This is a genomic window from Pseudoalteromonas sp. AWH4_217 (assembly GCF_056161105.1).
In genome coordinates this window covers 1-18,797 of the sequence record NZ_JBSWYM010000037.1, presented here as the reverse complement: position 1 = coordinate 18,797, position 18,797 = coordinate 1, and the positions used below count along the sequence as shown (strand labels likewise).

14 protein-coding genes are annotated in these 18,797 nt (G+C 43.4%); 13 read left to right on the top strand and 1 reads right to left on the bottom strand.

Going from position 1 to position 18,797, the window contains the following annotated elements; genetic code table 11:
* Positions 1–229 precede the first annotated feature (229 nt).
* The 3 genes from ACXAH1_RS24020 to glmS all read left to right on the top strand — a co-directional run bounded on the left by ACXAH1_RS24020 (position 230) and on the right by glmS (position 3,219).
* Complete coding sequence (locus ACXAH1_RS24020; RefSeq protein WP_475200202.1) at positions 230–520, top strand: hypothetical protein; 291 nt, start codon at positions 230–232, stop codon at positions 518–520.
* Positions 521–596: 76 nt separating this feature from the next.
* Complete coding sequence (locus ACXAH1_RS24015) at positions 597–1,367, top strand: DeoR/GlpR family DNA-binding transcription regulator (protein WP_046004119.1); 771 nt, start codon at positions 597–599, stop codon at positions 1,365–1,367.
* A 31-nt stretch (positions 1,368–1,398) separates the two neighbouring features.
* On the top strand, positions 1,399–3,219 hold the full coding sequence (glmS, locus tag ACXAH1_RS24010) for a glutamine--fructose-6-phosphate transaminase (isomerizing) (protein ID WP_054016145.1): 1,821 nt from the start codon (positions 1,399–1,401) through the stop codon (positions 3,217–3,219).
* A gap of 131 nt (positions 3,220–3,350) precedes the next feature.
* Here glmS and ACXAH1_RS24005 read toward each other — a convergent pair whose 3' ends face one another.
* Positions 3,351–3,953, bottom strand: a complete 603-nt coding sequence (locus tag ACXAH1_RS24005) for a hypothetical protein (protein WP_475200199.1) — start codon at positions 3,951–3,953, stop codon at positions 3,351–3,353.
* A gap of 285 nt (positions 3,954–4,238) precedes the next feature.
* Here ACXAH1_RS24005 and ACXAH1_RS24000 point away from each other — a divergent pair, with 285 nt between their 5' ends.
* The 10 genes from ACXAH1_RS24000 (at position 4,239) to ACXAH1_RS23955 (ending at position 18,363) form a co-directional block, all read left to right on the top strand.
* On the top strand, positions 4,239–4,418 hold the full coding sequence (locus ACXAH1_RS24000) for a hypothetical protein (protein WP_138538102.1): 180 nt from the start codon (positions 4,239–4,241) through the stop codon (positions 4,416–4,418).
* A 154-nt stretch (positions 4,419–4,572) separates the two neighbouring features.
* A complete protein-coding gene (locus tag ACXAH1_RS23995; RefSeq protein WP_475200196.1) occupies positions 4,573–5,400 on the top strand; it encodes a TnsA endonuclease C-terminal domain-containing protein in 828 nt (275 codons plus the stop codon).
* The gene (locus ACXAH1_RS23990) at positions 5,384–7,471 is read left to right on the top strand and encodes a Mu transposase C-terminal domain-containing protein (RefSeq protein WP_475200193.1); all 2,088 of its coding nucleotides are present in this window, start codon (positions 5,384–5,386) and stop codon (positions 7,469–7,471) included. The genes ACXAH1_RS23995 and ACXAH1_RS23990 overlap by 17 nt, the downstream gene beginning before the upstream one ends.
* Positions 7,468–9,138 (top strand): AAA family ATPase, encoded by a 1,671-nt coding sequence (locus ACXAH1_RS23985; RefSeq protein ID WP_058796747.1) that lies wholly within the window; start codon positions 7,468–7,470, stop codon positions 9,136–9,138. The genes ACXAH1_RS23990 and ACXAH1_RS23985 overlap by 4 nt, the downstream gene beginning before the upstream one ends.
* A 1-nt stretch (position 9,139) precedes the next feature.
* Positions 9,140–10,678 carry a TnsD family Tn7-like transposition protein gene (locus ACXAH1_RS23980; RefSeq protein WP_475200190.1) on the top strand — a complete coding sequence of 513 codons (1,539 nt, stop codon included), beginning with the start codon at positions 9,140–9,142 and terminating at the stop codon, positions 10,676–10,678.
* Positions 10,641–12,254, top strand: coding sequence for a Tn7-like element transposition protein TnsE (locus ACXAH1_RS23975; RefSeq protein ID WP_475200188.1), 1,614 nt, complete (start codon positions 10,641–10,643; stop codon positions 12,252–12,254). Before ACXAH1_RS23980 ends, ACXAH1_RS23975 begins: the two co-directional genes overlap by 38 nt.
* A 163-nt stretch (positions 12,255–12,417) precedes the next feature.
* Positions 12,418–13,605 (top strand): AAA family ATPase, encoded by a 1,188-nt coding sequence (locus tag ACXAH1_RS23970; RefSeq protein ID WP_475200186.1) that lies wholly within the window; start codon positions 12,418–12,420, stop codon positions 13,603–13,605.
* A 20-nt stretch (positions 13,606–13,625) separates the two neighbouring features.
* Positions 13,626–16,103, top strand: coding sequence for a S8 family peptidase (locus ACXAH1_RS23965; protein WP_475200184.1), 2,478 nt, complete (start codon positions 13,626–13,628; stop codon positions 16,101–16,103).
* Positions 16,104–16,310: 207 nt separating this feature from the next.
* Positions 16,311–17,036, top strand: a complete 726-nt coding sequence (locus ACXAH1_RS23960) for a hypothetical protein (RefSeq protein ID WP_475200182.1) — start codon at positions 16,311–16,313, stop codon at positions 17,034–17,036.
* 19 nt (positions 17,037–17,055) lie between these two features.
* Complete coding sequence (locus ACXAH1_RS23955; protein ID WP_475200180.1) at positions 17,056–18,363, top strand: hypothetical protein; 1,308 nt, start codon at positions 17,056–17,058, stop codon at positions 18,361–18,363.
* The last annotated feature ends 434 nt before the right edge of the window (positions 18,364–18,797 follow it).

Below are 18,797 nucleotides of genomic sequence, written 5' to 3'. Positions count from 1 at the left end.
AACAGCCACGAAGCCGAAGGCGAGTAGATCCCGCATCAAGTGCGGGATGACGAGTGGAGGATGCCAGTTTATGCCTGTTCTCCCTTCGTCACCCAGCTCCTTTCTCCGTCATCCCGGCCCCCGAACCGGGAACCATAAAAGCGCCGTCAGGTGCCAAAAAACAGCCACGAAGCCGAAGGCGAGTAGATCCCGCATCAAGTGCGGGATGACGAGTGGAGGATGCCAGTTTATGCCTATTCTCCCTTTGTCACCCAGTTTCTCCTTCCGTCACCCAGCTCCTTCCGTCATCCCGGTTCTATCCTCCGTCATCCCGGTTCTATCCTCCGTCATCCCGGCCCCCGAGCCGGGAACCATAATAGTGCCGTCAGGTACCAAAAACGGCCACAAAGCCGAAGGCGAGCAGCTCCCGTCACCCGACCTTTTTGCTGTCATCCAGTCCGTTTCCTCCACTATCCTCGTCTTTAACAACCCAACTAAAAAAGGGCACTTCCACAATAAAAAAGCCATGCTCAAAATTTAACTTGTTTCGAACCGTAAGTTCCGACTATAATCTCGTAACGTTCGAAACGAAACTTATAACTAAATATAAAACTACGATGACAAAACGCAATACACAGCAACGCAGACATACAATTCTTGCCATGGTAAACGAGCAAGGCGAAGTGAGTGTGGAAGCCTTAGCCAGTGAATTTGCCACATCAGAAGTTACGATTCGAAAGGATTTAACCGCATTGGAAAAAAGCGGCCTGTTATTACGCCGCTATGGTGGCGCTGTGGCACTGCCGCAAGAAATTGTTGCCAAAGGCAATGATGAGCGCGATACGCTACGCAAAGTGGCCATTGCCAAAGCCGCCGCCGCGCTGATAAAAGATCACCATCGCATTATCATCGACAGCGGCCGTACTACCGCTGCCATGATCCCAGAGCTGGCGCAAAAGCGCGGGCTGGTGGTGATGACCAATGCCATAAATATTGCCAACCGCTTGTTGGCACTGGAAAACGAGCCGACCTTATTGATGACCGGTGGCACCTGGGACCCGCATTCGGAGTCGTTTCAGGGGCAGGTTGCCGAGCAGGTTTTACGCTCTTACGATTTTGATACCTTGTTCATCGGTGCCGACGGCATTGATGTGGCAAGGGGCACCACCACGTTCAATGAGCTGGTGGGACTCAGCCAAGTCATGGCCGAAGCGGCTCGTGACGTGGTTGTACTGGTCGAATCTGAAAAGATCGGCCGCAGAATACCGAATTTAGAATTGCCCTGGGATCAGGTCACGACCTTGATCACCGACAACAACCTGGCCGCAGACTTGCGCCAGGCGATCGAGGCCCGTGGCGTGCAGTTGATCTGTGCAGAGGTAGAGTAACAACACACAACGTGCAAATAATGGAGAATTTATGTGTGGTATAGTTGGTGCGGTAGCAGAACGTCCTGTTAACCGTATATTGATCGAAGGTCTAAAACGTCTTGAATACCGTGGATACGATTCAGCGGGTGTCGCTTTAAGCGAGGCTGGTACCCTGAATACGGTCAAGGCAGTGGGTAAAGTGGCCAACCTGGAAGCGGCCGTAGCCGAGTCCGGTGTCAGCGGACACACAGGTATTGCGCACACTCGCTGGGCTACACATGGTGGTGTAACCGAAGTGAATGCTCACCCACACATTTCAAATAACGAAATCGCGCTGGTTCATAACGGCATCATCGAGAACCACGAGTCGCTACGTGCAGTGCTAAAAGACGATGGCTATACCTTTTTGTCTGACACAGACACCGAAGTCATGGTTCACCTGATCCACCAACTACGTCAGCAGCATGACTCTCTGCTGGACTCGGTTAAAGCCGCAGTTAAACAGCTCGAAGGCGCCTACGGTACTGTGGTATTCGACAAAGCCAACGACAACGAAATCATCGTTGCACGTTCTGGCAGCCCGCTGGTTATCGGCTTAGGTCTTGGCGAAAACTTTATCGCGTCTGATCAGCTGGCTCTGCTTGCGGTAACACGTAACTTTATCTTCTTAGAAGAAGGCGATGTGGCACGCATCACCCGCGATACGGTTGAAATTTACGACATCAACGGCGAGCCGGTTGAGCGTGAAGTGGTCGAATCAAACATTTCTCAGGATGTATCTGGCAAAGGCGAATACCGTCACTATATGCTTAAAGAGATCTACGAGCAGCCAATGGCCGTGCGCAATACGCTGGAAGGTCGTTTAGATGGCGACAAAGTGTCGGTAGATGCATTTGGCGACCAGGCCAACCAGATTTTTAAAGACGTTAAACACGTTCAGATCATTGCCTGTGGTACGTCTTACCACTCCGGCATGGTGGCGCGTTACTGGTTAGAGCAATACGCAGGCGTAAGCTGTAATGTCGAAATTGCCTCTGAATTCCGTTACCGTGAGTCGTTCGTACACGAAAACAGCTTACTTGTAACCATTTCTCAATCTGGCGAAACCGCCGATACCCTGGCGGCACTGCGCCTGGCGAAAGAGCAGGGTTACATGGCCTCTATGACCATTTGTAACGTGCCGGGCTCATCACTGGTACGCGAATCCGACCTGGCCTTTATGACCAAAGCAGGTGCTGAAATTGGCGTAGCGTCAACCAAAGCGTTTACCACGCAATTGGTCGGCTTATTGATGCTAACTGCGTCAATCGCACAGGAAAAAGGCCGCGACCAGAGCACAATTGTTAACGCCATCAAGACCCTGCCAAACAAACTGGAAGAGTCACTGAACATGGCCGAAGGCATCGAAGCGCTGGCAGAAGAATTCGCCGACAAGCACCACTCATTGTTCCTGGGCCGTGGTTCACAGTACCCAATTGCAATGGAAGGCGCACTGAAGCTTAAAGAAATTTCGTACATTCATGCCGAAGCCTACGCCGCAGGCGAGCTAAAGCACGGCCCACTGGCCCTGATCGACGCCGACATGCCAATCATCGTCGTCGCGCCAAACAACGAGCTGCTTGAAAAGCTGAAGTCAAACGTCGAAGAAGTCCGCGCCCGCGGCGGTATCATCTACGTCTTCGCCGACAAAGACTCCAACTTCGCATCAGACGACACCATGCGTGTCATGAACGTCAATCACGTTGAAGACATCATTGCCCCAGTTGTCTATACAATCCCGCTACAGCTACTGTCGTACTACGTTGCCGTGATCAAAGGCACCGACGTCGACCAGCCACGTAACCTGGCTAAGTCAGTGACGGTAGAGTAAGTTGGGTTGATTGAACTGATTGTCATGTGGCTTAGGAATAAAGATTCATACTAAGTATTAAAGTATCATCCTAAGTAATAAAGTTTCATACTGATAGAGTTGAGTACACAGCGATAACCTGTGTACTTGGCTCATTTTTCTAAAAGCTCCATAATGGCAGTTACGAATATGGGTACTTCTAATAAAAGCCACCACTCTTTTTTACCTTTTCTACCGCCAAGTCTTATTTTTCTAGTTAGGTATTTCCATTTTATTGGCTCTGGTTTTGGTATGTCTGTATCACCTGATCGTTCCATAGACTCTGACCAACCAAGCCAATTGAAGCTATCTATTTTGTGAGTCCCATCATCAGACTCAGCAAAGTGTGGCTCGACGATTTCAGCGTGGATTATCTTGTTGCAAACTTCCCTTAACGGCATATCGTCAAACATCATACAGCTATGCTTTCGGTTAACTTCAGCCTTTCTTTTGTTATATGCGATAACCTCATCTGACACTTCATCTGCTTTAGACATTTGGTCATCTAATATTCTCAGAGATATCGCTATATCTATAAGTAGCTTGCTCATTTCTCGATGAAAGTAGCTATCTTCCAGCTTTGCGAACGGGTCATCTCTATTATCTGGGTCGACACGCCTAGCAATCTCCTTATTTGCATAAAAATGGCACAATAGCCTATAAGCGTTGAGTTTTATCGATTCTTTATCCAGAGCATAAGTTGAAGGTAAGCGCATGATACTTTTTCCTTAAAATTTAAGCTTCTGACTTAGAGCATACATTCAATTACATTATTGGTTCCACTCTATTTTTTTAACCCAGGTTAAAATACTTCCCTGCTCCAATTACGAATAATGATGTCATCAAGCCAAGAGCTGGAAAGTGTATTTCTTAGCGGTATTTTCCACCGAGGAACCTCTTTGTTGTGTGGTCTTTTAAGGTTTTGCTGTACAGCAAATTCATCTTTCCGACTCTGCTAGAGTGGCTTGTGTCCATTAAATGAATTTTTAAGGTGTCTTCATATGAAATTACGAGATAAAGGCAAGATTGAAGTTAGTGGTGTCATGAGTAAAAAAGGAGCTGATGAGGCGTGTAGGTTAATTGCTAAGGGACGTTGTATCGAGTCTGCTTGCCGGGGCGGATCGTTACTGATTGCTGCATTGTGCCTTTTGGCGAAGGCAGTGGTCGAGATAAACTTATGAGGGTTCAGTAGGGCAACGGTAAATTTCATTCTGGCTAGAATTAGTTGATGTTTCGCTGCAATTGAGCGCTCACAGTGATTCCATCAATGAATAAATTTGCATCACACTTTCACTCTAGCTATGCTGAAATTTCAATCAGTTATAGCGGTATATTATGTCTAGGAAGATTGGCCATACTGAGGCTCAATATCGTAAGTGGATCAAAGAAGGACGCGGTGCCGGTGACAATCAAGATTACAAGCCTTGGTTGACTGTTTACGATGCACCTTCAGACGGCCGTGTACATCGGGTTTTTGGTTATAAATCAAAACGCACTCATCATTTATTATCCGATCTTGAACTATCCGTGTTCTATTTGCTTGAGTGGCGGCAGGATGTGCTGCAAGTCAAAGAGCAGTTCCCTTTAGAGCGTGAGATAACGCTTGAGTTAGCGGAATCTGCGGGTATCAAACACCCAAATGTTCGTGGTGTTGACCAATACCTTTCAAGTGACTTCTTTGTTGAAACAACCTCAAGAGATCTTCCCTACTTTGCGCTGCAGGCCAAATACGTCAGCTCATTTGAAGATCAGCGAAAAATAGAAATACTCGAGCTCGAAAAGCGCTTTTGGCTTGAAAAGCAGATCCCATGGCAAATAGTCACTGAGCAAGAGATCCCCAAAGTGGTTAAGGCGAATGTTGAGTGGATTTATCCATTGCAAGGCCAGCATGAAGAAGCTGAAGACTCAGCCATTGAGCAAGCCAGATTCTATGCCGATTACTTTGCAAAACATCCAGCTAAAACGCTTATAAATGCCTGCAAAGAGATTGATGCCGCTTATGGACTAGACTTAGGAGAATCGTTGTTTGAAATAAGAGCTTTGCTGGCTGATCGTTACTTTACCTTCGACATTTTTACGCCAGTACAAAAGCTTCAGGTGGGTCAACTCCGATTAGGTAATGTTGAGCAAATTCAGGAGGTGTTTCGTGTTTCAAATCAATGAAGTGTTGCAATACGAACAGACCTTGTATCGCATACTAGTGGTGTTTGAGTACTACGCTATTTGGATCAAAGTCCATGATGATAAGGCCTTCCCTGAGTTCGTTGAATTGGCTGAATTGGAGCAAGGCTTTCAGAATGAAGTATTAAAACGTGCGGCGGACCCATATAGTGACATCATTGCTGTCATACCAGAATCCGGTTCTACAGCACAGGTAAAACGCGATGAGAACTATGCGGCAATTAAGCCCTTGGTAGAGCTTGAAGACTTCTACGAGCCTAAAGCGCGTGGCAAAGTGGTTCATCAGGTAATGGTAGATACGGGCAAGACTAAGCAGACAATCTATCGTTTTGCACGTCGCTACTGGCAGCGAGGCCAGATCCCCAATGCACTGTTACCGGATTATAAAAACTCAGGGGCAAAGGGCAAAAAGCGCCGGGCCACAACAACAAAGTTAGGCAGGCCTCGTAAGTATATGAAAGGTACCGGTGCCCTGATTGATGACTTTACTGAAAAACTGTTTCGTATTGCCATTGAACGCCATGTTCTGACTGATAAAAGTAAGTCCTTCAGATATGCCCACAATCGACTAAAAGATATTTATCAGCAGTACTTTCCCGACCTTCCGGAACAGGAATTACCAACTTATTGGCAAATGGAACACTTTTACAAACGCGAATATCGCCAGGTAGAAAAAATTGAGGCTCAGGCCGGAAAGATCAAACTGCAAAAAGACATACGGCCTTTAACAGGTACCGCCGTTGCAGATGTTTTAGGCCCGGGAATGCGCTACGAGATTGACGCAACAATTGCAGATATTTACCTTGTGTCTGACTCCCAACGAAGCAATATCGTTGGTCGCCCAGTAATTTACATGGTAATCGATGTATTCAGTCGCATGGTGGCGGGGTTTTATGTCGGCTTTGAAAACCCTTCGTATGCAGCCGCCATTCAAGCACTTCATATGGCTGCGACTGATAAAACAGATTATTGCCGCGAGTTTGGCTTTGATGTATCACCAGAGCAATGGCCTTGTATAGGCCTACCTACCGCATTGCTGGCTGACAGAGGCGAGCTAATGGGGCATCAAATTGAATGCCTGGAAAAGGGTTTTGGCGTTCGTCTTGAAAATACACCCCCTTTTAGAAGCGAGGCAAAAGGCATCGTCGAAAGAGCATTTAATACTTTTCAGCAAGCATTCAAGCCGTTCGCACCAGGTGTGGTCACAGGCACCAAGACCAAAAAGCATGGAGACCGGGATTATCGTTTGGATGCCAAGCTTACGATTCAAGAGTTTACCAAGATTATTTTAGCGTCAGTACTTTATCACAACCAATATCACGTAATTGAAAGCTATGATAAAGCCGCAGATATGCCAACGGACTTGCAAAATAACCCGTTGGCCATCTGGAATTGGGGCCTGCAACATCGTACTGGCCGTTTGAGAAAGCCTGAGGCAGAGCATCTCCGTGTAGCACTGATGCCGAGAGCCCGCGCGACCATATCCGAGTCAGGTGCTTGTATATTTGGTTTGTATTACACCAGCGCTGAGCTTTTGAAGTTGGGCTGGATGCATCGGGGGAAAGACGTTAAACGACCCAAGAGTGTAGAAGTGGCATATGATCTGGCGATAGCAGATCATATCTATATTTACTGCGGTCCTAACAGCAGCGATTACTTTGTGTGCAAGTTAGCCACACGTTCAAGGCAGTTTTCCGGAGCGAGCTTCTGGGATGTATGGCAGCAAAGTGATGAGTTAAAACACACTCATGCTGATGCAAAACTGATAGCTGATCAGCAAAAGCGTGCTCTGGAACGTCAAGTGATCGATGTGGTTAAGCAGGCTGAAAAGGCCGCACCAAAACATATTGGTTTGTCGGATGCTGAGCGTATTCGCGATATTCGTGATAATCGAGCTGAAGAAAAAGCCAAAGAACGTAAAGCACGTGCCCATAAGCCAGTAGAAATTGATACCAGCAAATCGGCTCAAGTGCATTACCTCTCTGAACCGGATGATGATTTGGACTTTCCTGACTTTTCAGATCAACTGTTTGGGGAGGATGACGACGTATGACTTTACCACCCAACATCTTCCGCGCGATGTATCAGGAGTCTGAGATTGAGCGCTACAAAGGCAATCCGTTTATAGAGGCGTTGCCAAGAGTGAGCAAAATAGAAGAGCTAAAAACTAAACTGGAGGGTAAGGTAAAATACAATCCCGCAGCCGGTTATTTAGATGCAAGGCAGCGTGCTCATGAATTATGTGGCTTGCTTGATGACTTCTTTCAGCCGCTTTCGATGCATGTGGCGTTAGAAGAAAAAATAGCGCTGATGATCCGCGGTGGCTATGTTGCCAGAAACATCGCTACTGGCCAGCTACAACAACACTTACAAAATGGCTACGAGCGTCTGATGACGGGAGACATCAGTAGCTTTCGTTTTGCCGAAGCGCCCTCAACGGCACGTTGTTTATCACTTATTGGTTGCTCTGGATGTGGTAAAAGCTCCAGTGTGCTACGAATACTGGCCACCTACCCGCAAGCGATCTATCACGAACAATATAACACTTACCAACTCACCTATTTGCGTATTGAATGCCCTGTGGATGGGTCATTAAAAAGTCTCTGCTTAAACTTCTTTAAAGAGGTAGATAAACATCTCAATACTGATCTCACTGAGAGATACGGTTACAAACGCCATAGTACTGAGGTGCTGTTGTCATTTATGGGGCAAGTCGCTAATCAATATGCTATTGGCGTGTTAGTGATTGATGAAATTCAGCGTTTAGGCCGTAAGCAAAAAGAAGGGCAAGAACGAATGCTCGAGTTCTTTGTGGCCTTGGTGAATATTATTGGTGTGCCGGTGATTTTAGTTGGTACCCCCAAAGCAAGGCCCATATTTGAACTTGAGTTGCAATCTGCAAGGCGTAGTACTGGGATTGGCTCTATGGTGTGGGAACCCCTGCCACAGCATAAAAATAGAATCGATAAAACAACGGGTAAGCCAAAGCCCACCGAGTGGCGATTGTTGACCGATAAGCTTTGGCAGTATCAGTGGCTGATCCATCGTGATGAGCCGCTCACAGAAGAGATCCGCAACACCTGGTTTGAGCTGTCTCAAGGTGTGCTGGATATCGTGGTTAAGTTATTTGTACTTGCGCAGCTTCGTGCCATTATCACTGGAGTTGAACGGTTATCTTCAAAGTTACTTATGAAGGTGTACGAGTCTGAACTACAGCCTATTCATCCGATGATTGAAGCACTTAAATCGGGAAAAGTCAGGAGTATCGCCAAATATTCAGATTTGAAATACAAAGAAATTGATAAGCGATTGCTAGAATTGAGCAAACAGATCTCTGAAGTTGCCGCTACTAAGTCAGACACATTACCTTTTGCCAGCGACTCAGAGGCCATGCGGCTTTATAACCTTTTGCTAGGCATGGGATGTGAATCTGAGTTATTGATCCCGTTAGTGCAAAGAGCTATTAAAGATCATCCAAATCTTCAGGTAAGAGGGCTTATTCCACTCGTTCTAGAATGGTATGAGCAAACGCCAATCGAAGTGGAAGAACCCAAAGAGAAGCCAGCACTCATCAAGCTCAAGGACTGGCATACATTGCCTGGTGACGACTTACGGTTTGGTTATTCTCAACACAAAAAGCAATCCGGCGAGCTTTATCAGTATTACAAACAGCAGGGAAAGATATTCGATATAGAATCGTGGCTTAAACAGAGCGTGTAAGGTGTTTGATTTACCCATCCCGTATCGCGATGAGCTGATTTACAGTGTTATCGCTCGGTATGGTGTATATAGCTTAGAGCTTTCACCTAAACAACTGCTCTACAATCTGCTTGGCAGCAAGACGTTTGTTGCTGCTGTGGCATTGCAGGGCCATTTGCAATTGCTTGCTTCCCACTACCAGGGAAATGCAAAACTAACGGCCGAAAAGCTGTTGAAGCAATACACGCTATACCCGCTGTATGCCCCCTTTGTTCATCCAGTAATCGCTCAGCGAGTGAAAAATGACTTGCTCTCTGGTAACGGTTGCTCCGCAGAGTTGCAGCTTGGGAAAGCCGCCTCGGTTGTAAAAAGCCCTGTGTATTTAAAGTACTGTCCGCGTTGCCTGGCAATGCAGCTCGATAAATATAAAGAGTGGTACTGGCATCGTCTCTGGCAGGCTCCCGGGGTTGTGAGTTGTCCAGTACACGGAAGTTTAATGCAGAGTGCCGTACATGTTCACTCTCTTCATAAGCATGTGTTTTCTGCTCTCAATCCGAGTGTGCTCCCTGCTGCTGTGGCCGAGCAGTTGCCTGCTAAATTTCAAAGACTGGCGGGATACACACAGGTTCTGTTAGATGCGCCTGAGGTTGATATTTATCCAGAGCAGTGGAGTGCATTCTATCGAGCGCTGGCGACGCGTCTTGGTTTAAATCATGGTAAACATATTGACCATAAAGGGGTCAGTCATATCGTACATAAATACTGGGGTGCTCTCGGCTTGAGCTGGCTCGGGCTGAGTATTGATGATGGTGTTGATTCAAACTGGCTCAAGACATTATTTAGAAAGCACAGAAAAGCATTTAGTTACTTGCAGCACTTGCTGGTTTTGCAGGCATTTTTTGATGAGCACCTGGACATTGCTGGTTTACTGAAAGATGCATCAAAAATGGATTATAGCCAGGAACCAGGCAATCAACCTGCGGTACCACCTCACATCGTTGAGCTTGCCAAACGGCAAAAATGGCAGCATGCAGTAGCCAGGTTCGGTGTTAAGGGGGCCAGACAAAGTGGCTTTGCAGATCTGTATATATGGTTGTATCGACATGATAAATCCTGGCTTATGGCGTTTAATCAAGCGCACACGCAACAAGGCATTAAGCGTAAGCAGAAAGTAGATTGGTACCAGCGTGATCTGGCATACGTAAAGCGACTTATCAGGCTGAGAAATACGTTGGAGCTTAGTCTGGAAGTCCCAAGGTTGACAAAAAACTGGTACTTTTTGCATGTAAATATTCCATTGTCCCAGATCAAACAATTAGAAAAGTTGCCTTTGTGTAAATTGTTTTTTAATAAATACTGTGAAACTATAGAGGAGTACCAATGCCGTCGTATCGCTGTGGCATGTATTAATTGTGTTCGACATCACCATGACTATAGAAGTTGGCGCATTCAACGTTTAGCACGGCTCAGTAAGGATAGGATCCGCCCCATCACGGCGGAGTTATTGGGAAGTGTTGTAACGAATGAAGCAAACGAGCAGATTCAAAAATCTACCAGATAACGCCAGGATCCAGGGGATCGGCAACGTTTTCAAGTACCACGATCGTAAGACATGGAGCATTGGAGTTCAGTTTAATAACTCCCATCGCAAATCCCTTAAGTTTAGCCAGCTACCATATTTAAGCCGCCAGGTTGTACTCAACCAAACCTCCACGGCAACACCGCCTGGCTTTTCAGTCGAAATTACATTGCCCGAACGTGATCTTTGGGAGAGGGGAACAGTTGAAGAGTGTGGTTTAGTTAAGTTCAGGCACAGCAATGAACAATCTCAAAATTGTTTTGTGTTCAGGTCCGAGGGTAAAACAATTTACCTTCCTCAGCTTGAACTGGCCAGAGCACTGTTCTTTACCAATAACTATTTGGCAAATGCGGCTCTGATCCATAACGCACTCGACTTTGAATTTGACGTTGACTACGACCCTGAGCTCGAAGGTGACTTTCAGCCTGATGTGATGATCAATGCCTTACCAACATCACTGTGCCCGAAAATCTTGTTCGACAATGATGGGTTCAGGCATCAGATAGCTTGGATACTGCTCGACGACGATGTAAAGCATTCTTTTCAGAGCATCTATGCATATCTTCTGGATGAGAGCGTAACAACAGAAAAGTATCAACAGTGGAAATTCCGGTTTGATCCCCCTCAACTTGAAGGGGTAAGCATTGCGGCCAGGGGGTGGCAGTCGCCAGATGAAAAAACCTGGTTTATTAACCGTATAGAAGCCATTGATGGTTTGTACTTTCCAGATATTACCGACATTGGCTATTCACACCCAAACTTTATTGAGAACAAGAGAGGTTCTGGTAAAGGGGAAGGTGGCACCTATCCGCAGTTACCGACACAGAGAGAAATAGATGAAGAAAGTGACGGTAGTGAAGATAACGAGTCTGCGTTGATATTTTGTGATGCAACGCAGCGCACATACAACAGAGTACCACACACTCGTAAAGTCTACACAAAAGCTCGTAATGGCTCAGGCGCTAAGGAAGACGAGGAAAAGCCCAGCACCTTACCACCCGAAGTAAGCACCGACGATCCAAATTCGCGAGGCGATACACCCAGAGCCGCCGTAGATGGTTTAGATGACTTAACCGAAAACGCCGATTTATATCTCAACAAATTCGATAGCTTCTTCAAAATGCTGGAGATATTAGAACAAGAACATGGTGTTAAACAAAGTAAGCCCATCGTTCGCAAGCTACCAGAAGTTGGCCGTAGTGAGAGTCACCTTATGGTAGATGGTTCGCCTAGATGTATGGCTATTGTGCGAATTGAACATCAAAACGAAGGCTATTTCTTATTAGAGGTGGATACCTCTGATGGTAGAGCTTCCATCGCCATCAAAGTGATTTCAGCGCGAGCATTAGCGCCAAAAGGCAAGCTACGAGACTTTATACCGGAGATAGAAAGAAGATTGCTCAGCAACCAATTCAGTTGGCCAAAGAAATACTTTGAGGCGCTTGTTGGAGAAGGCAATCACAAAAGTGTGTCGCATCAGCCTTCAAAAGATAAAGGAAAGCTAACTGAGGCAGAAATAGAAAGGTGGGCTGAGAGGTTTTTAAACTTTTTGTCTTAGCTTATTTGCTTTTTGTTTCGGTTATGTGGGTTTTTTCTGTCTTAAACTTGATTCTTGTTTCAAAAAAATTGGTTTTTGTTTCACTATTCCGGTTTTTTGTTGATGCCCTTGGTAGAGTGCATTATAATGAAAAAATAGTGATCATTTATACAGGTTTTTTAAAGTGGAAAAGTTTCATATTGTTTCTGCGTTATGCCGTCAAATCGTAAAAGACGGTACCTCTAAAGAGGTTATGTCGCAGATGGACAGATTGCATGAAGCTTTGCTAGAGGACGGACTTACGGATGAGGCTCGTGTAATAAAAAGGCTAATTGATAAAGCCGACAAAACGAAAATGATAGAGCCTTCTAAAGTTAATTTATCAAGAGCTTCTCATTTAAAGGGTCAAGTTTTAACACCTAACAGCAAAGTCCCTGTTGATAAGGATAGCGGTTCGCCTTTAGCTAGAGTGATTTTTCCGGATGAATTGGTTAATCAAGAGCAACCAATATTTCCTGTTGAGCTGTCAGGAGCTATTGAGCAACTTGTGAACGAGTGGGCGAATATTGATAAGTTAGAAAAATTTGGAGTCAAGCCATCTCTTAGTTGTTTGCTTTTTGGTATGCCGGGCACAGGAAAGACGCAGCTTGCTCTGTACATTGCAAAAATGCTAGGGCTGCCAGTTGTGTTAGCTAAGCTTGATGGATTAGTTTCATCATTATTGGGCACAAGCGCGAGAAATATAACTAATTTGTTCAAGTTTGCAGCTCAACATAGGTGCCTATTGCTGCTAGATGAATTTGATGCGGTTGCAAAGGCCCGAAATGATAGTCAAGAAGTTGGTGAAATTAAGAGGATCGTCAATACATTGCTTCAATGCATAGACGAACGTGCTAATCAGGGGATGACTGTTGCAATTACTAATCATGAGATATTACTAGACCCAGCGGTATGGAGACGTTTTGATGTAAGGGTTTTTGTTCCAAAACCTGATTTGAAAGGTCGAGAGATGATTATTAGGAAATATCTCAAACCATTAGAGTTATCTGATGAGAAAGTAAAACTCTTATCATTAATTACAGAAAACTACTGCGGTTCTGATATTGAACTATTAGTAACACACTTTAAGAGGCATACCGCGCTTTCAGAAGGCAACGTATTGTTTATTAAGGTCGTTAGGGCATTGTTAACAATAAATGCAAGCACGACATCTGAACTGGCTGCTTTTGTGCGGGACAATACCGATAGTGCTGTCATGTATAAATTAAACAAAGACGTGGGCTTCACTCAGAGAGAAATTGGAAATATTTTCGAGACAAGTCTTTCAAAAGTTTCCAGATCTATTAGAGAGAAAGAGAAGTCGACATTATAGAGTAATACAAAAGGATATTTATGAAACATAACCCCCTCCAGGTAGTATTTAATGCTAGCGATTATATATACAAACCAGACCCAACCCCTGGAGGGTCTTTAGAAGACTTCTATGGCGGGAGAGACGATGAGTTTAGAGAACACAAAGCCTCTTTGGAACGTCAAATTAACCATATTCAGCAGCATCTCGAATCTTCAAGAGCGAAACTGAGCATGGTAAAAGTAGAGTTAAATCCCTCTGCTCTTGCGAAATCTCATCGACCCATGAGGACTTTATTCCCTGCGAATAAGTCTCCACATATAGGCGGGTTAAATATAGGGACGTTGTTGTTTCAAGTAACACCTGGTTCATTAAGATGGCTTAAAAGTCGAGTAAATGGAGCTGAATTAGAAAGTAGGCTGGTTTATGACGAGCGCAAAAAGAAAATGGTATATAAGCCATCATCAGCGAGAAGTGAGACTGGTGCTGTAGAGAAAATTAGCATTTATAGCCCGGAGGAAAAGTTAAACTTTTCATCAAGTGAATCAGTCAACTGGTTTAAAAATGAACGAGTGAGCAAAGGTTATTTAGTTGAGCTAATAGAATATGTTGAAACAAGTACATCTGGGTGTGAGGTGTCTGAGCAATATCTTGAAAATTTAAAAGTAGACCTCAAAGATAAGTTGCTCCGTTTAGGTGGAGGTGTTGTTGCCTCAAAAGCTAGCTCGGATGTTGAGAGTAATTCTACCCTATATGTGAGACTTTATAGAGCACAGGCTCAGGAAAGCATTATTGACTTTTCTAGTGTTGTAATTATCCGTGAAAACAATGAGCATTTTGATTTTGATCGGTTGCGCCATGAGTTACTTCTAAAAGTTTTAGCTGATAGCCCTCTTGTAAAGAACGTGACCTTATCGCCGCTCGTTTCAAGATCAGATTTAAACCCTTCACTAGTATTCAATGATGTGAGTATCCCATCTAGAATTCAAGGTAATGATTATCCAATTGTTGGGGTAATTGACTCAGGAGTAAAAAATCCAGCTTTATCTGCGTGGAAGTTAGGAACCTCGAAGGGGTTCAGTGACTCGGATTGTGATCCTGAGCATGGCTCTCAAGTAGCCAGTTTATTAGTAGGTGGTAAAGCATTAAATCCGCAGTTAGAAAATATTGAGGATGATGGTTGCTTGTTGTATGACATTTGGATGCCTATACATAGTGAACGCAACTCCTTTTTCGACAATTTTGATGGGCTAGGAGACTTCTTTGGATGTTTGGACATAGAAGTCAAACAGGCCAGATCAAAAGGTGTAAGAATATTTAATTTTAGTATTAATTTCAAAGAGCTGGTTAAGGATGATTCATATAGTTTTGCAGCTAGACAAATTGATCGGATCTCTAAAAAGCATGATGTTATTTTCATTATATCAGCGGGAAACCTTGGTGGTTTGGACTACCGTGCTAGGTGGCCATCTCAGCTGGCAATAACGTCTGATATAGATCGTATACAACAGCCTGCAGAAGCAATTTCTGCGATTACAGTAGGGGCCGTGAATCCTCCTGGTTTAAAAGAGCATATTCATGGTGCTCCTACCGTATATTCAAGGCGAGGGCCCGGTGTTGCTATGGGAGTTAAACCCGATGTAGTCCATTACGGAGGCTTCTCATCGCAAACTGCTGTACCAGGTGTACTTACTCTTAGTTCATCTAGTACAGTAATGAATGAAGGTGGAACAAGCTTTTCTGCTCCTTTCGTTGCAAAAACACTCGCATCCATCGAGCATAAGCTCAATAAACAAGTCTCTCGTAATGCATTGATTTCAATGTTAATACATCATTCTGATTTTCCTCGCGCCCTGAACGATAAAGAAATAACCACTTCAATAAAGAGAAGGTTTGTAGGATTTGGAACACCTACTACGTCTGAAAATATGTTGGTAACTGACGATTATTCTATTACTGTTCTTTTTGAAGGAAAGCTCAATCGCAGTGAAGTCGCAGAATTTGAGTTCCAGTGGCCTGAAAGTCTTGTCAATGAAGGAAAGTGCTCTGGAACCGCTACACTTACCTTGGCCTATGATCCAGTAACAGATGCAAAATTTGGTTCCGAATATTGCAGGGTAAATATTGACTCTTATTTACAACAAGAAAAACTCGAAAAAGATGAATGGAAGTACCGAAAAAATTGTGACTCGATTTGGAAAATAGAGGTTGGGAAAGACGCTTATTATGAAAAAAACCAGATAGAGCATGGTTTGAAATGGTGGCCGATAAAAAAATACAAAAAAATAATGAAGCAAGGTGTTGGTAAGTCTAAAAACTGGCGTCTTAAAGTTACTTCAACAGAAAGAGGGCCAGGTGACTTTCCAACAGATGGAATTAACTTTTGTGTAATTATGACGATTGAAGATCATAAAAAGAAGTCAAAAGATATTTTTGATGAAGTTAAGCAGTCGCTGACAGCTACGGGCGTGGATATTAAATCTATCCATGTGACCAATCAAATTGATGTTGAGGTGTAGAGTTAATGCCCCAAAGAAATCTTCTCGTTATTAAAGAGTATTTTGAGTCATTAAAAGCTAGTGATAACAACTGTGAAATGGAGATCAGCCAAATCATTAGTTTGATAGATCAAGTTAGTCAAAAGTGTACTTCGGTTTCTCCTTCTATAACACTACCTAGAAGAGAGGCGCAGAATTGTACTATTTGTCATAAAAGAGTGCTTCCAAATGAGTGACCCGTATTTTGATGTATCTAGGTACCCAGAAGATAATCCTACGGAGATTGCTTTTAGGCCAGTTAGTCAAAAAGCAGTTCCAAAGGAATATTTGAAGTTCAAGTCAGATATAGAAGCATTTATTTCGACGAGTAAAGTGCTTTTCAATGATGATCCAGACACTAGGAAACATTTGTATGAAGAGGTTTTTTCAGTTACTTCTTTGTGCTTTTCGGGAGAAAAAGGTGATTTAGTTACAGCTAATCAAACATTGGATAGTATTAAAAGAGATGTTCTTTCTCTGCACTGGCTGAAAGCAAGAAGTAAAATCTTAGTTAAGTATGGGATTGCAGTGGCTGCAATCTCTGTTGTTTTGTATCTATTGCATTTTCTATTCGATGAGTCCTACTCATTTTACTTTCTTTCTCTTATGGGGACTTGTGTCGGCTCTTGGTTGTCAGTGGCTATTCGAACAAAGTTGCTTGAATTTGATGAGATAAGACAACATATTTCAGAGAATGCATCGCCATATATTAGGTGTATTTTTGCGTGTGTACTCAGTTTTGCTTGTTTGATCATGTTGAAGGTTGGGGTTATAGAGATCAAGCTTGGAGGAATTAGCTCTAAGGAAGTAGGAACTTCAATAGATATTGCCATAGCGGTGGGTATTTTATTTGGCTTTGGTGAAAAGTACTTAATATCCACAATGGATAGCAAATCTAAAAAGGCATTTAATTAGTCTTTGTATGGGAGACACAATGGAAAGTAGGTTTAGTCGAGCATTTGATCATTTAGTTACATCAGATAGCAAAGAAAATATAGAAAACTCTTTACAAGCTGTAGAGGATTTATTTGGGGCTGAGTGGCTGAATCAGACTGATGGGCATAGGCTTCAGCTTTTATGGAATCGGCCAGATCATATAGCAACATCTGAGTTATATTCATTGGGTAAATCCATTGTCAACTTAATTAAGGAAAATTCTACTTGGCTAACATCAACAGCAAGAGAGATAAAAAAAAGCACGGAAACATCACATGGACTGATAACTGAAATTATCACAATTGGTTCTATTTTAGATGGCGTTGGTGAAGTTATACCTTGTAGTAAGTCAAATCCAATCTATGACTATACCATTGATTATAAGAACGGGTATTCAAGTAAAGTATCAATAAAAAACTTTGATATTTCAAAACATGAAAAGGACTTTAATCAAAAGTGTGAAATTATTAAAAAGACGTTTGAAAATTTCCTTAAGTTTTATAAAACAGCAGGGGCTTTAGAAGTTATATGTCTAGGAAAAACTCTGACAAGCGAGATTGTCGAGCTTGTTTGTTGTTCAATTGCTTTTAAAATCAAGGAATATGGCTCTTATGACATTGGTTACGGATGCTTAATATCCTTTAAAAAATTGAGCTTACCCACAGAGAGCTGTGTGGAGTGCCCATCTGGCACTGTCTTAGTTATTGCTAAACAACATAAAAATGAACAGCGCAATATAGAAAGTAAAATTTTGTCCGCAAATAAAAGTATGTTGAAAGACCCCCGTGATAAGCATGCTATTAAGAAATTGATCATTAGATTAGGCGAAACCACAGATTCTGATCGCATTAAGGAATTTCTACAGCGTATTGGGGAAGACTATAATAGTTGTGGATTTGATTTATGCTTTGTTTTTCAGCCGACTATAGTTAGTGATTCCGAAAAAGGAAGTACAGGAATTGTTACTAGATTTATTCCGATAACTCGTTCGTTTTCTCCTATAGAAGAAGATATGAAAAGCAAGCTAGAAAATGTAGGTTTAGGGCGTATGGAAATAGGAATTGGGACGTTGACTACGGAAAAAGCATCTTGGAGTCTGGAGCATATCAGTCCTGAAGCAGTTGACTTGTCGGACTATTATCTCTACCAAAAAGGAGATGTCTATATAAAAATGCAAAAAAAAGGGAGTGCGTTTACTGGGAATTTATCACAACTGGCTCCCGGAATTAAAGTTCATGCAGTTATGGGGGATTTTGTAATTCAGCCCAAGATTTTTCCTGATGAGAATAAGCTTTTAATTGTGTAGGACCATTTCAGCTTTGATTAACTAAGTCCTACAGAAGGTATGGCATACGTTAAGCTGTTATTGGATCATCAGATTGACAATGCCCTTTGTATGAAACTTTAATGTGAGAGAAAGCATCTTTAGGTTGGGAGGGGGTCAGCTCTAGTATGAAACTTTATTTCCCAACTTAAAATTTTTAAGCCAAAGAATAAACCCTACAGCCTCGCTCAGTATGAAACTATATTTCGGGGCGACATGTCATGTGGGTGAACAATAAAGTGCTAGTCCACAACTGAAAAAGGCGCGAAAGCGCCTTTTTTTGTGGGTGTCGCCAAGAGGTTGGTAATTACCAGAGCACAAAGTCCTGTAACTCCACCCAACCTAGTACAGCTCATTAGTAGAATTATGCTGCCTCAAGGTAGCCAACTGGAGTCATGTCTTCCAGCGCATCGTGA